The 13,376-nt window shown below is 74.0% G+C and carries 12 protein-coding genes; 5 read left to right on the top strand and 7 right to left on the bottom strand.

What is annotated here, in order from left to right; genetic code table 11:
* The first annotated feature begins 164 nt into the window (after window positions 1–164).
* Window positions 165–1,349, top strand: coding sequence for a helix-turn-helix domain-containing protein (locus AB0B41_RS40365; RefSeq protein WP_358212313.1), 1,185 nt, complete (start codon window positions 165–167; stop codon window positions 1,347–1,349).
* A gap of 22 nt (window positions 1,350–1,371) precedes the next feature.
* Window positions 1,372–2,055: a TetR/AcrR family transcriptional regulator gene (locus AB0B41_RS40360; RefSeq protein ID WP_358212312.1), complete on the top strand. Its 684-nt coding sequence runs from the start codon at window positions 1,372–1,374 to the stop codon at window positions 2,053–2,055.
* Here the strand turns inward: AB0B41_RS40360 and AB0B41_RS40355 are convergent.
* Together AB0B41_RS40355 and AB0B41_RS40350 are read right to left on the bottom strand one after the other, a co-directional pair.
* Complete coding sequence (locus AB0B41_RS40355) at window positions 2,022–2,819, bottom strand: alpha/beta hydrolase (protein ID WP_358212311.1); 798 nt, start codon at window positions 2,817–2,819, stop codon at window positions 2,022–2,024. The two genes, AB0B41_RS40360 and AB0B41_RS40355, sit on opposite strands and share 34 nt — an antisense overlap.
* A 25-nt stretch (window positions 2,820–2,844) precedes the next feature.
* Complete coding sequence (locus AB0B41_RS40350) at window positions 2,845–3,864, bottom strand: LLM class flavin-dependent oxidoreductase (protein WP_358212310.1); 1,020 nt, start codon at window positions 3,862–3,864, stop codon at window positions 2,845–2,847.
* Between the two features lie 201 nt (window positions 3,865–4,065).
* On the opposite strand from AB0B41_RS40350, the gene AB0B41_RS40345 reads away from it, so the two are divergent.
* Window positions 4,066–4,845 (top strand): SDR family NAD(P)-dependent oxidoreductase, encoded by a 780-nt coding sequence (locus AB0B41_RS40345; RefSeq protein ID WP_358212309.1) that lies wholly within the window; start codon window positions 4,066–4,068, stop codon window positions 4,843–4,845.
* An 8-nt stretch (window positions 4,846–4,853) separates the two neighbouring features.
* Here AB0B41_RS40345 and ugpC read toward each other — a convergent pair whose 3' ends face one another.
* From ugpC to AB0B41_RS40320, 5 genes are read right to left on the bottom strand one after another with little or no spacing between them, the layout of a single operon-like run.
* Window positions 4,854–6,110, bottom strand: a complete 1,257-nt coding sequence (gene ugpC, locus AB0B41_RS40340; protein ID WP_358212308.1) for a sn-glycerol-3-phosphate ABC transporter ATP-binding protein UgpC — start codon at window positions 6,108–6,110, stop codon at window positions 4,854–4,856.
* 29 nt (window positions 6,111–6,139) lie between these two features.
* On the bottom strand, window positions 6,140–6,973 hold the full coding sequence (locus AB0B41_RS40335) for a carbohydrate ABC transporter permease (protein ID WP_358212307.1): 834 nt from the start codon (window positions 6,971–6,973) through the stop codon (window positions 6,140–6,142).
* Window positions 6,970–7,938, bottom strand: coding sequence for a sugar ABC transporter permease (locus tag AB0B41_RS40330; protein WP_358212306.1), 969 nt, complete (start codon window positions 7,936–7,938; stop codon window positions 6,970–6,972). The genes AB0B41_RS40335 and AB0B41_RS40330 overlap by 4 nt, the downstream gene beginning before the upstream one ends.
* Entirely contained in the window at window positions 7,935–9,269 is a 1,335-nt protein-coding gene (locus tag AB0B41_RS40325) for an extracellular solute-binding protein (protein WP_358212305.1), read from the bottom strand. Before AB0B41_RS40325 ends, AB0B41_RS40330 begins: the two co-directional genes overlap by 4 nt.
* Window positions 9,266–10,900, bottom strand: coding sequence for a glycoside hydrolase family 13 protein (locus AB0B41_RS40320; RefSeq protein WP_358212304.1), 1,635 nt, complete (start codon window positions 10,898–10,900; stop codon window positions 9,266–9,268). The genes AB0B41_RS40325 and AB0B41_RS40320 overlap by 4 nt, the downstream gene beginning before the upstream one ends.
* A gap of 155 nt (window positions 10,901–11,055) precedes the next feature.
* On the opposite strand from AB0B41_RS40320, the gene AB0B41_RS40315 reads away from it, so the two are divergent.
* Together AB0B41_RS40315 and AB0B41_RS40310 are read left to right on the top strand one after the other, a co-directional pair.
* Complete coding sequence (locus AB0B41_RS40315) at window positions 11,056–12,093, top strand: LacI family DNA-binding transcriptional regulator (RefSeq protein WP_358212303.1); 1,038 nt, start codon at window positions 11,056–11,058, stop codon at window positions 12,091–12,093.
* The gene (locus tag AB0B41_RS40310; protein ID WP_358212302.1) at window positions 12,090–13,334 is read left to right on the top strand and encodes a DUF4032 domain-containing protein; all 1,245 of its coding nucleotides are present in this window, start codon (window positions 12,090–12,092) and stop codon (window positions 13,332–13,334) included. Before AB0B41_RS40315 ends, AB0B41_RS40310 begins: the two co-directional genes overlap by 4 nt.
* The last annotated feature ends 42 nt before the right edge of the window (window positions 13,335–13,376 follow it).

Below are 13,376 nucleotides of genomic sequence, written 5' to 3'. Positions count from 1 at the left end.
CGTAGCGCGCGGCGGCGCCCGCCGCCCCCCGGGCCGCCCCGTCGGGGGCCCCGGCTGGGCGCGACGGCGGCGGGGGGGGTGGGGGTCGGGGGGGGGGGGGGCCGCGCCGCGAGCTCGCGGAGCTGGGCCGGACCCGGGAGCTGCAGCGACGGCTGTCCGCCGCCGTGGCCAGCGGGACCGAGGGGGACGCGCTGGTCGCGCTCCTGGCGACGATGCTCGGCACCGGCGTCGCGCTGCTCGACGCCGCGCTGCACCCCGTGACCTGGAGCGCCCCCGAGGGGCCGGCGGCGCTGCACGAGTCCTCGTTCCTGCCCGGCACCGCCCGCGTCCGCACGGCGCTCGCCGACCTCGGACCGGAACGCACCACGGCCGTCCTGCCGCCCGATCCCGACGCCGGGCTGATGCGCCGCCACCTCGTCGCCGCCCTGGTCGGCGAGGGGGAGGTGTCCGGCTTCCTCGACGTCGTCGAGACGGGACGGCGGCTCGGCCCGGCCGACGCGGCGGTCGCCGAGTACGCCGCGGCCGTGCTGGCCCTGCAGTCGCTGTCCGAGACCCGCCGCGCGCAGGCGGTCGTGCAGGCCCGCGACGACGTCCTCGGCGAGCTGCTGCGCGGCTCCCGCACCCCGGACGACCTGCGGCGGATGGCCGCGCACGTCGGCCTCGAGGTGGAGCGGCCGCACCTGCTCGTGCGACTCCCGGTGGCCGACGGGCGCAGCGCCCGGGACGGCCGGGTCCCGGCCTCCGCGGTGGTGGCGGACGCCCTCGGGGTGCCGGTGCTCGCGATCGCCGAGCCCGACGCCGTCGTCCTGCTCGCCGGGCTGCCCGCCGGCAGCGCGCCGGAGGCGCGGGTGAAGGCGCAGCTGGGCGCGGTGCTCGACCGACTCGGGCCGCTGACCGGCTGCCGCCGCGCCGTGGTCTCGGCGGTCTGCCGGCGGGTCGAGGACTACCCGGCCGCGCACGCCGAGTGCCGCGACGCCGAGGCGATCGTGGCCGGGTTCGGCGGCCGGCCGGGGGTGCTCGACGCCGCGGACTTCCGCACGCTGCGGCTCGTGGTCAACGGCGAGCGCACCTCGGTGGCCGTGCGGTTCGCCGAGACGCTGCTCGGCCCGCTGCGCCGTAACGACGCGGAGACCGGCGGCGACCTGACGGACACGCTCCGCCACTACCTCGCCTGCGGCGCGCAGGTGCGTGCCACGGCGAAGGTGCTGGGCGTGCACGAGAACACGATCCGCTACCGCCTGGGCCGCATCGAGCACGTCGGCGGTCTCGACCTGCGGCGGTTCGACGCCCTGCTGGCGGCCCAGCTCGCCCTGCAGGTCGACGACCTGGCGCGGGGCGGCAGCGCCTGAACCGGCACGAGGGAGATCCACGGTGACCCAGGCGACACGGGCGGCACAGGCGGCCCCCTCCCGGGCGGCGCGGGCACAGGCGTCCCGGCCGCGCAACGCCGCGCGGCGGGCCGAGCTGGTGGCGGTGGCGAGCCGGCTGTTCCGCGAGCGCGGCTACCACGGCGTGGGGATGCGGGCGATCGCCGAGGCGGCCGACATCCAGGCCGCCTCGCTCTACCACCACTTCGCCAGCAAGGAGGAGCTGCTCCTCGAGTCGATCTACGTGGTCGACCGCGACCTCGTGGTGGACCAGCTGCCGATCCTCGAGGGTGCGGGCACGTACCGGGAGCGGCTCGAGCGGCTGGTCCGGGGGCACGTGGGGCACATCGGCGCCAACCGGGACGCCTGGTGGGTGGCGGGGCGCGAGCTGCGCGCGCTGTCGCCGGGGAAGCTCGACGAGGTGCAGGTCTACCGGCGCCGCTACCAGCACGCGCTCGGGGACTTCCTCGCCGCGGGCACGGCGGCGGGCGAGTTCGCGTGCGAGGACGCGCGGCTGTCCGCGCTGGCCGTGCTGGACATGATCAACGGGCCGAACGAGTGGTGGGAACCGGGCGGCCGGCTCGCCATCGACGAGCTGGCCGCCCGGTACGCGGCGCTGGCGCTGCGGCTGGTGGGCGGGGACGCCCCGCCCGGTCAGGCCAGGAAGCGCAGGAGCTCGGCGCGGTAGGTCTCCGGGTCCTCGAGGAACGGGGCGTGGCCGACGCCCGCGAACTCGACGAGCCGGCCGTCGCGGCAGAGCTCGATGCCCGCCTTCGCGCCGGAGAAGGACACGAACGCGTCGTCCGTGCCGTGCAGGGAGAGCACCGGAACGGTGAGCCCGGCGAGGATCTCCCGCTGGTCCACGTCGATCAGGCTGCGGATGGTGTCCGCGGCCCGGGCGCCCGTCTTCATGAACTGCAGCCAGATGGACTGCGTGAGGTCGTCCGAGAGCGGCTTGGCGGCCACCGCCGACGTGATCCCGCGGAACGTCGCCGCCCGGTCCGCGGCCAGCCCGGCGAGCACCGCCTCGGTGTCGGCGGGGGCGCCGCCGTGCGGCCAGCCGTCCGCCGCGGTGTAGCGCGGGCTCGCCCCGCCGGTGAGGACCACGCCGGAGATCTCGTCGCCCAGCTCCGCCGCCGCGGCGACCACGACCGCCCCGCCGAGCGACCAGCCGTTGAGCACGGGGCGGTCGAGGCCGAGGTGCCGGACCAGGGCGACGACGTCCGACGCGATCGCGTCGACCGAGACGTCGTCGAAGTCCTTGTCCGAGCGCCCGCACGCGCGGTGCTCGATCAGCGCGACCTCGTGCCCCGCGCCCAGCAGGGTGGTCAGGGTGGTGTCCCAGCACTCGCTCGTCGCGCCCCAGCCGTGCACCAGCACGACCGGGCGCCCGCCGGACCCGCGGTGGTGCTCGTAGTAGACCTGCTTGCCGTCGCGCTCCAGGTAGGCCATGTCGTCTCCTTCTCGGGATCGGGGGTCAGGCGGCGAGCCGCTCGCGGACCTGCGGCATCACCTTCGTGGCCAGGTACTCGATGCGCTCGGAGCCGCTGTCGACGGGTTCGCCGGGCAACTGCGCCCAGAAGTGCACGTCGCGGATCTGCGGGCGGTCGCGCAGCAGCGCGGTCAGCTCGGTCACGGCGGTGTCGGCGTCCCACAGGAGGTAGGCGCCGGCGTCGACGATCTGCTGCGGGTCGGTGAAGCGCGGCGTCGCGTCCGGCGGGCCGAAGGCGCCCCAGGCGATGTACTCGTTGAGCTGGTAGAGGGCGTGCTCGCCGATCCGGGCCCAGGTCCGCTCCGGGTCCTCGGCGATGACCGCCCACTGGCCGGCGTAGATGCGGGCGTCCTCGACCGGCCTGCCGAGCGCGGCCACCGCGTCGAGATAGGCCTGCTGGTGCCCGTTCTGGGTGGAGAGGAAACCGTCGGCGATCCGCGCGGCGCGGGCGATCGCGGGCTCGGCCATCGCGCCGACCAGCAGCTGCGGCGCGGTCTCCGGCCGCGGGGTCACGGCCAGCCCCTCGGGCAGCGAGTACCGCTTGCCGGAGAAGCCGCTCGCGTCGCCGGCCCAGGCGCGCCGGATGATCTCGACGCCCTCCTCCAGCAGGCTCGGCCGGTTCCGCACGGTCTGCCCGAAGGCCGCGAACTCGCGCTCCCAGTAGCCCTGCCCCACGCCGAGGTCGAACCGGCCGCCGGTGAGCAGCGAGAGCGTGGCGGCGTCCTCGGCCAGCCGCACGGGGTTGTGCAGGGGCGAGACGATGAGGTTGGTGCCGATCCGCAGGTTCGCGGTGCGCTCGCCGATCGCCGACGCCAGCACGAAGGGCGAGGGGCTGTACCCGTCCGCGCAGAAGTGGTGCTCGGTCAGCCAGACCGAGCCCAGGCCCTGCTGCTCCGCCCAGGCTATCTGCTCCAGGACCTCGCGGTAGAACGCGCCGAACGGCCGCTCCGGGTCCGGGTTGCGGAAGTCGTACCAGAGCCCGAACACCGGTCCCGTGCCGTCCACCAGAGGCCCCTCTCGTCGGTTGCCGGCGAGGGTCCCGATGCGGGGCGGGGGTGTCATCCCCCTCGTGCGCGCGGCGTTGTCGACGTCCCCAACCGGGCCGCGGCGGTCCTGTGGACTCTCCCAACACCTCCGCCGCGCCGCCCTGTCGGCCGCGGGCGGTGCTTCCTACCGTCGGCGGGCCGTCGTCGAGAGGAGCACGTCGTGTCCGATCTCCCCCCGCTGCAGGAGGCCACGCTGCGCGACAAGGTCGCGGTCGTCACCGGGGCCGCGCAGGGCATCGGTCGCGCCACCGCGCTGCGGCTGGCCGCCGAGGGCGCGCTGGTGACGTGCGCGGACATCAAGGACACCGCCGAGACCGTCGCGCTCGCGGAGAAGGAGGGCGGGCAGGCCGTCGGCGTGCAGCTCGACGTCCGCCGCGCCGCCGACTGGGAGGCCGGGATCGCCGGGGTGCTCGAGCGGCACGGCCGGGTCGACCTGCTCGCCAACATCGCCGGCATCGTCAACATGCAGAGCGAGGACACCGTCGTCGGGCTGACCGAGGAGGCGTGGGAGAACGTCCTCGCGACCGACCTCAAGGGCGTCTGGCTCGGGATGCGGGCGGTGATCCCCTCGATGATCGAGGTCGGCGGCGGGCGGATCGTGAACATCAGCTCGCTCGCCGCGCTGCGCGGCCTGCCGAACCTCGCCTCGTACTCGGCGGCGAAGGGCGGCGTGATCGGGCTGACCCAGCAGGCCGCCTTCGAGTACGGTCCGCGGAACATCCTGGTCAACGCCATCGCGCCGGGCACGATCGACACCCCGATCCTCGGCGACATCACGCCGGAGATGAAGGCGGCCAACGCCCGCGCCCACATCATCGACCGGCTCGGCCTGCCCGAGGAGATCGCGTCGATGGTGGCGTACCTGTTCCGGGAGGGCCGGTTCGTGACCGGGCAGGTCTACCCCGTCGACGGCGGGTGGTCGGCCAAGGGCAACTACTGACGCCGCACCTACCGGTCCTCCCCGGCGGGCCCGGTCGCCCGCGCCTCCTCGGTCTGCTCGGCACGGTCCCCGAGCGCCTGCCGGGTGAGGGCGGCGCCGGCCTTCGGGTCGCGGGTGAGGTTCACGCCGGTGGCCGGGTCGAAGACGTGCACCTTGCGGCTGTCGAGCCAGAACTCCGCCTCGTGGCCCTCCCGGATCCGGCTCGTGGCGTCGATCGAGACCACGGCCTGGGTCCGGAGCTGGTCGCTGTCGAGCTCGCGGGAGAGCTCCTTGAGCTGCAGGGCGATCTCCTCCGGCGCCTCGTACGGGATGTAGGCGTACTGGGAGTCGCCCAACCACTCGGTGACGTCGACCGTGGCCCGGAAGGTCGACCCGAGGTGCTTCTTGGCCTCGTCGACCAGCGTCGCGTCCTCGAAGTACTCCGGCCGGATCCCGACCAGCACGAGGTCGCGGTCGCCGACCTCGGCCGCCCGCCGCTCGTCGAGCAGGATCTCGCCGAAGGGGGTGTCCAGCCGGGTGCCGCGCAGGCGCGCGGGCAGGAAGTTCATCGGGGGCGACCCGATGAACCCGGCCACGAAGAGGTTGACGGGCTGCTCGTAGAGCTCCCGCGGCGAGGCCACCTGCTGGATCACGCCCTTGCGCAGCACGCACACCCGGTCCCCGAGGGTCATCGCCTCGGTCTGGTCGTGCGTGACGTAGACGGTCGTGATGCCCAGCCTGCGCTGGAGCCGCGCGATCTCGGTGCGCATCTGCCCGCGCAGCTTCGCGTCGAGGTTGGACAGCGGCTCGTCGAAGAGGAAGGCGTCGGCGTCGCGCACGATCGCCCGGCCCATCGCGACCCGCTGCCGCTGCCCGCCCGAGAGGTTCGCCGGCTTGCGCTCGAGGTGCTCGTGCAGCTCGAGCACGTCCGCCGCCTCCCGCACCTTGCGCTGCACCACGTCCTCCGGCGCCCGCTGCAGCCGCAGGGGGAACGCGATGTTCTCGAAGACGGACAGGTGCGGGTACAGCGCGTAGTTCTGGAACACCATCGACAGGTTGCGCTCCCGGGGGGCCTTGTCGTTCACCCGCCGCCCGCCGATGACCATGTCGCCGGAGGTGATGTCCTCCAGGCCGACGATCATCCGCAGCAGGGTGGACTTCCCACAGCCGGACGGCCCGACCAGGATCATGAACTCGCCGTCGGCGATGTCCAGGCTGACGTCGTTGACGGCCGGGTAGCCGTCGCCGTACTTCTTCACGATGTTCCGCATCTCCACGGAAGCCATGGCGGTTCTCCTTCTGGCGGGTGCGGGACTCAGCCCTTGACGGCGCCGTTGGTCAGGCCGGCGACGATGCGCCGCTGGAAGAGCAGGACGAGCACGACGACCGGGATCGTCACGAGCACGGCCGCCGCGGCGACCGGACCGTTCGGGGCCTCGAACTGCGAGGCCCCGGAGAAGAGCCCGAGCGCCGCCGGGACGGGTCGCGCGGCGCCGGTCGAGGTGAGCGAGATGCCGTACGCGAAGTCGTTCCAGGCGATGAAGAACGCGATGATCGCGGTGGTGAACACGCCCGGCGCGGCCAGCGGGACGATCACCTTGCGGAAGGCCTGCCAGGTCGTCGCGCCGTCGACCTGGGCCGCCTGCTCCATCTCCCACGGGATCTCGCGGAAGAAGGCCGACAGCGTCCAGATCGAGATCGGCAGGGTCAGCGACAGGTACGGGATGATCAGCCCGGGCCAGGTGTCGTAGAGCCCGATCTGCCGCCACAGGTTGAACAGCGGCGTGACGATCGAGATGACGGGGAAGATCGCCACGGCCAGCGCCGTGGACAGGATGAGCTTCTTGCCGCGGAAGTCCAGCCGGGCGATCGCGTACGCCGCGAACATCGACAGCACGCACGAGATCGCGGTGGCGATCAGGCAGATGCCGAAGGAGTTGCGCAGGGCGGGCAGGAACAGCTCGCTCGCGTCGCCGGTGAGGATGAGCGCGTAGTTCTCCCAGCTCACCACGGTGGGCAGGAACTGTCCGTTGGCGATGTCGGCCGAGGACTTCAGCGACAGCGACACGATCCAGCCGACGGGGAACAGCGCGTAGACGATGATCAGCACGCCGCCGACGATCCACAGCCACTTCTCGCGCGTGCTCATCGCTCGTCACCCCTCGTCGCGGCCAGGTCGACCTTGAAGCCCTTGATGAACAGCGCGCAGATCAGGATGACGCAGAGGAAGAGCATCACCGAGACCGCCGACCCCAGCCCGATCTCCAGCCGGGAGATCGTCTGCCGGTACGCGAGGAACGCCACGCTCTCGGTGTTGTTCGCCCCACCGGTCATCACGAAGATCGAGTCGAAGATCCGGAAGGCGTCGAGGCTGCGGAACAGCAGCGCGACCATGATCGCCGCCTTCATGTTCGGCAGGGTGACCCGCCGCATCCGCTGCCACCACGTGGCGCCGTCGACCTTCGCGGCCTCCTGCAGCACCTCCGGCACCTGGGCGAGCCCGGCGAGCAGGAGGAGCGAGATGAAGGGCGTCGTCTTCCAGATCTCGGTCAGGCAGACCACGAACAGCGCCGACCAGGTGCCGCCGAACCAGTCGGTGTCCGCGGAGACGCCGGGGACCCAGCCGAACCACTGGTTCACGAAGCCCGAGTCCGGCGCGAACGCGTACTGCCACGCGAAGGCGGAGACGACCGTGATCACCGCGTAGGGGATGAGGATGGCCGCCCGGACCACCGCCCGCAGCCGCCGCCACGCCTTGACCATCACCAGGGCGAGCGCGAAGCCGAGGACCAGCTCGACCGCGACCGTCACGACGGTGATGACGAGCGTGACGCCCAGCGCGGTCCACCAGATCCGGTCGGTGAGGATCACGCCGTAGTTGGCCAGCCCGGTGAAGTGGCGCTTGTCCGGGTCGGTGAGGCGGTAGTCGAACAGCGAGTCGTAGACGGCCTGCAGGATCGGGTAGGCCGTGACCAGCAGCATCACGGCGAACGCCGGACCGGCCAGCGTCCAGCCGAGCCGGCGCTCGGCGCGCGAGCGGTCCGAGAGCCGGACCCGGTGCCGCGTCGGCGCCGGGGCCGCGGTCTCGGCCGGGGGGACGGCGATGGTGCTCACAGCAGCTCCTTCTTCGCCAGGACCTCCTGGATGAGGGCCGCGGTGGCCGCGCCCGTCGCCGCGGGGTCGATCCGGGAGGTCGGGTGGTACTCGCGCTGGACGCTCTGCGACACCTCGCTGTAGTAGGCCGTCTGCGGACGCGGTGCGGCCTGCTCGAGCGACTGCAGGATCACGGGCGCCATCGGGAAGGCCTGCAGCACGGAGGGATCGGAGTAGACGGACTCGCGCGCCGCCGGGTTGCCGTTCTCGACGAAGTAGTAGGTCTGGTTGGCCGCGCTCGTGATGCACTCCGTCGCCTCGTAGGCGAGGTCCGGGTGCCGGCTGAACGCGCCGACGCCGAGGTTGATCCCGCCGTAGGGCGGGGCGCTCGGCCGGTCCGGCTCGACCCGCGGGTACAGCGCCCAGCCGTAGTCCGCGGGCACGTCCGCGCCGAGCGTGCCCTCCGCCGCCGACTCGTTGGCCCGCGGCCACACGAAGGGCCAGTTGACCATGAACAGGGCGTCGCCGTTCTCGAAGGCGGTGACGTTGGCGTCCTCGCCCGCGGTGGACAGCGACGGGCCGCCGACGCCCGCGTCGGTGAGCTCCTTCATGATCCGCCCGGCCTCCGTGGCCGGCGGGTCGCCCAGGCCGAGCTGGACGCCCTCGGGGTCGTCGACCGACGGGTTCGTGATGATCGCGCCACCCGCGGAGGAGACCAGCGCGTTGAGCCACACGGTGAGGGCCTCGGCGCGCTTGCCCTGCACCGCGAACTGCGAGCCCTTCGCCTGCGCGGCTGCGATGAGCTGGTCCCAGGTGACCGGCTGCGACAGGTCGAGTCCGGTTCCGGCGACCCTCGACCTGCGGTACCAGAGCAGCTGGGTGTTGGCCCAGAACGGCACCGTGACCACCTGGCCGCGCCAGCTCGCGCCCTTCACCGCGCTCTCGACGACGCCCTCCGTCACCCGGGCGGCCAGGTCCGGCGGCATCGGGGCGAGCAGCCTCGCCTCGGAGAACTCGGGGATGTACGGCGGGTCGAGGCTCATGATGTCGATCGAGCTGTCGTTCGCCGCCAGCCGCCGCACCAGCTGCTCCCGCTGGGCCGACGACTCGCGGGGCAGCTGGGCCACGTCGATCGAGTAGCGGCCCCCCGCGGCGTCGGTGCAGCGCCGGGCGATCTCGGTCTGGCCCCCGGAGTCCGGGTTGATGTACCAGGTCAGCCGGGGCGGCCCGGCCTGCGCGGACCCACAGGCCGCGATGCCGCATGCCGTGGCCGCGGCGAGCGCGGCCGCCGCCAGCCGGCGTTTCCAGGGACGTCGCATCGTCGGGACCTCCGGGTTCTCGGGATCGCTCATCGGGTGAGCCAGGCCGCGGTGTCGCGCGGGAGCTCGTGGCGGACCAGCGGGCAGGAGGCGAGCAGGAGGGTGCCATGGGCGCGCAGCGGGACGGGCTCGCCGGACAGGTTGACCACGCAGCGGAACCGCTCGCCGCGGTCGAGGATCAGCACGGCGGGTGCCCCGTCGACCCAGGTCAGGTCCGGTCCGGCCAGGTCGGGTACGGCCCGGCGGAGGCTCAGCGCCGCACGGTAGAGCAGCAGCGTCGAGCCGGGTGTGTGGCGCTGGCGCGCGGCGGTGAGCGACGCCCAGTCCCGGGGCTGCGGCAACCAGGGGCGCCCGCCGTCGGGGGAGAAGCCGAACGGCGGGTGCGGGCCGGACCACGGCAGCGGTACCCGGCAGCCGTCCCGGCCGCGGACCGTGCGCCCGGACCGTTCCCAGGCCGGGTCCTGCAGCAGGTGCTCGGGCAGGTCCTCGACCTCGGGGAGGCCCAGCTCCTCGCCCTGGTACAGGTAGGCCCCGCCGGGCAGGGCGAGCATGAGCAGGGCCGCGGCCCGCGCCCGCCGGGTGCCCAGCGCCAGGTCGGCGGGTTCCCGCGTCCCGTCCCGTCCCGCACCGGTGGGCCGGCCGAACCGGGTCACGTGCCGGGTCTCGTCGTGGTTCGACAGCACCCACGTCGCCGGCGCCCCGACCGTGGCCATGGCGGCGAGCGTGGCGTCGATCGTCTCGCGCAGCGCCCGCGCCTGCCACGCCGCGTGCAGGTAGTCGAAGTTGAAGGCGGTGTGCAGCTCACCGGGCCGCAGGTAGCGGGCCAGCCGCTCCGGCCCGTTGACCACGGCCTCCGCGACGAACATCCGGTCGCCCCCGTAGCCGTCGGCGATGGTGCGCCAACGCCGGAAGACCTCGTGGACGCCGTCGACGTCCCAGTGCGGGCTGTCGGTCCAGGTCGCGGGGGTGAACGCGGGCCCGCCGTCGAACGCGGGCAGCCCGGGCGCCTTCACCAGCGCCGGGGCCGCGTCGACGCGCAGCCCGTCGACCCCGCGGTCGAACCAGAACCGCACGACGTCGTCGAACCCCTCCTGCACCGTGGGGTCGTCCCAGTTCAGGTCCGGCTGCTGCGGTGCGAAGAGGTGCAGGTACCACTGGCCGTGCGTGCCGTCGGGCTCCTTGACCCGGGTCCAGGCGGGCCCGCCGAACGCGCTGGTCCAGTCGTTCGGGGGGAACTCGCCACCGGGGCCGCGCCCGTCGCGGAAGTGGTAGCGGCCCCGGGCCGGTGAGCCCGGGGGCGCCGCCAGCGCCTCGACGAACCACGGGTGCCGGTCCGACGTGTGGTTCGCCACCAGGTCGAGCACGATCCGGATGCCGCGCGCGTGCGCGTCGGCGATCAGCGCCTCGGCCTGCGCGAGCGTGCCGAAGACGGGATCGATGTCGCGGTGGTCGACCACGTCGTACCCGCCGTCGGCCATCGGGGACGGGTACCAGGGCGTGATCCACAGTGCGTCGACGCCCAGGTCGGCGAGGTACGGCAGCCGGTCGCGCAGGCCGCCGACGTCGCCGACGCCGTCGCCGTCGGAGTCCGCGAAGCTGCGGAGGTAGACCTGGTAGGTCACGGCGGTGCGCCACCACGCGACGGGCGCGTGCTCGGGGCTCACGACGCCTCCCTTCTGGTTGGAAGCGCTTCCAGAACCAAGCCTGGAGGAGCTCCTGCTGCTGTGTCAAGGGTCACATCGATGCCGTGGAAGCTGCGACGATCGCGGTTGTCGAATGTGCAAGCGCTTCCGGCGGGAGGGTCGCTATGCTCGGCACCGTGACGGCGTCGGCGGGCAGGGTGGACCGTGAGGTCACCCTCGCCGACGTCGCGCGCCTGGCCGGGGTCTCCCCGGCCACCGCCTCGCGCGCGCTCGGCGGCCATCCGCACGTTGCGGCAGGCACCCGGGAGCGGGTCCGCCGGATCGCCGACGAGCTGTCCTACGTGGTCTCGCCCGACGCGTCCCGCCTCGCCGGCGGGCGGACGGGGCGCGTCGCCGTCGTCGTCCCGCACCTGTCCCGGTGGTACTTCGGCGCCCTCCTCGAGGGGCTGGAGGAGGTGCTGCGCGACGCCGGCCTGGACGTCCTGCTCTACCGGGTCGGCGACGCAGCGGACCGGCAGGACTTCTTCCGCAGGCTGCCCGCCCGCCGCAAGGTCGACGCCGTCGTCGCCCTGGCCTTCCCGGTCGACGAGGCCGAGTGCGCCCGGCTCGAGCTGATGGGCGTCGAGGTCGTGGCGGCGGGCGGGCAGGTCGCGAGCCATCCGTACGTCAGCATCGACGACGTCGCCGCGGGCCGGCAGGCCGTCGACCACCTCGTCCACCTGGGTCACCGGCGGATCGGCATGATCGAGGCGGTCGACCCGGAACAGCGGGCCCACCAGCCGGAGGGCCGCTCGCGGGCGTACCGGGTGGCCCTCGCCGACGCCCGGATCCCGGTGGAGCCCGAACTCGTCGCGACGGTCGAGTGGGGTGCCGACGAGGGCGCGGAGGGTATGGCCCGGCTGCTCGGCCTGCGGGAGCCCCCGACGGCGGTGTACGCGCACTCCGACGAGGTGGCGCTCGGCGCCGTCCGCACCCTGCGGCGGGCCGGGTTGCGCGTGCCCGGCGACGTCTCGGTCATCGGGATCGACGACCACCCGCTGGCCGCGCTGACCGACCTCTCGACGGTTCGCCAGCCCGTCCGCGAGCAGGGGGCGCAGGCCGGGCGGATGGTCGCGGCCGCGCTCTCCGGCGGGGAGGCCGGGGAAGGAGGGGTCCTCCTGCCCACCCAGCTGGTGATCCGGGGGAGCACCGCACCGCCCGGCGACGCGCGATGACCGCCTCGCCCGAGCTCACCCTCCGCTCCCCGTCGCCGGGTCTGCTCGGGCTGCCGTGGGACCAGCCGCTCGGCGAGTGGAGCCCGGCCGAGGTCCCGTTGCGGGACATCGCCGTCGGGCCCAGCCGCCACCTCGTCCGGTTCGTGGAGGGCGACCGCCGGCTGTGGGCGCTCAAGGAGCTGCCGCACCGCATCGCGCGCAAGGAGTACGCGGTGCTGCGCCGGCTCGAGGACCTGGGGCTGCCGGCCGTCCGGCCCGCCGGAGTGGTGTTCCAGGCCGAGGACACCGCGATCCTCGTGACCCGCTACCTCGAGGGCTCGTGGCAGTACCGGCGGCTGTTCATGCGGCTGCCGCCGAACCGGCCCGCGCACCGCGCCCGGCTGTTCGACGCGATGGCCGGCCTGCTCGTCGAGCTGCACCGGCACGGGATCTTCTGGGGCGACTGCTCGCTGGCCAACACCCTGTTCTCCCGGGACGGCCAGACCCTGCAGGCCTGGCTGGTCGACGCCGAGACCAGCGAGGTCCATCCGTCCCTGTCCGACGGCCAGCGCCAGATCGACATGGACATCCTCGTCGAGAACGTCGCCGCCGGGATGATCGACCTGGCCGAGCGGCTGGACCGGCCGCCGGAGATCCACGAGCAGCTCATCGACGAGGCGCTCGCGATCCCCGGCCGGTACCGCGCGCTGTGGGAGGCCCTGCACGCTGAGCCGGTGTTCTCGTTCGGCGACCGCTACCGCGTCGAGGGCAAGATCCGCGAGCTCAACGAGCTGGGCTTCGCGGTCGAGGAGGTCACGCTGCGGCCGACCGGGGACGGGCCGGGCGCCCTGCGGCTGCAGGTCGCGGTGGGGGACCGGCGGTTCCACGCCGGTCAGCTGCAGGAGCTCACGGGGCTCGACACGGGGGAGGGCCAGGCCACGATCCTGCTCGGCGACCTGCGCGCGTACCAGGCGTACCTGTCGCGGCGTGCCGGTCGCGAGGTCGGCGAGGCCGAGGCCGCCCGGAGCTGGCGGGCCGAGGTGTTCGAGCCCGGGACCGTCCGGGCGCACGCCGCGCTCGGCGGCGTCGGGTCGCCGGTGCAGGCCTACTGCGACCTGCTCGAGGTGCGCTGGATCCTCAGCGAGCGGGCGGGGGCCGACGTCGGCGACGGGCGCGCCCTCGCCGCCCTCGCCGGTCGGGCGCCGACCGACTCCGCCGCCCGCGCGGCCGTCGCCGAACCGCCGGAGCCGGGCGAGGGGTAGCGGGCTCGGGGTGAGAGCGGGCGACGCCGGAGGGCCGCTCGG

The organism is Pseudonocardia sp. NPDC049154 (assembly GCF_040648315.1).
Classification (GTDB): domain Bacteria; phylum Actinomycetota; class Actinomycetes; order Mycobacteriales; family Pseudonocardiaceae; genus Pseudonocardia.
This window is presented reverse-complemented; position numbering and strand designations above follow the sequence as displayed.

What these genes read in the sequence shown, in the direction of transcription:
- AB0B41_RS40355 (WP_358212311.1), bottom strand. Translation starts at nt 2,819, where the DNA reads ATGGCCTACCTGGAGCGCGACGGCAAGCAGGTCTACTACGAGCACCAC.
- ugpC (WP_358212308.1), bottom strand. Translation starts at nt 6,110, where the DNA reads ATGGCTTCCGTGGAGATGCGGAACATCGTGAAGAAGTACGGCGACGGC.
- AB0B41_RS40335 (WP_358212307.1), bottom strand. Translation starts at nt 6,973, where the DNA reads ATGAGCACGCGCGAGAAGTGGCTGTGGATCGTCGGCGGCGTGCTGATC.
- AB0B41_RS40325 (WP_358212305.1), bottom strand. Translation starts at nt 9,269, where the DNA reads ATGAGCGATCCCGAGAACCCGGAGGTCCCGACGATGCGACGTCCCTGG.
- AB0B41_RS40310 (WP_358212302.1), top strand. Translation starts at nt 12,090, where the DNA reads ATGACCGCCTCGCCCGAGCTCACCCTCCGCTCCCCGTCGCCGGGTCTG.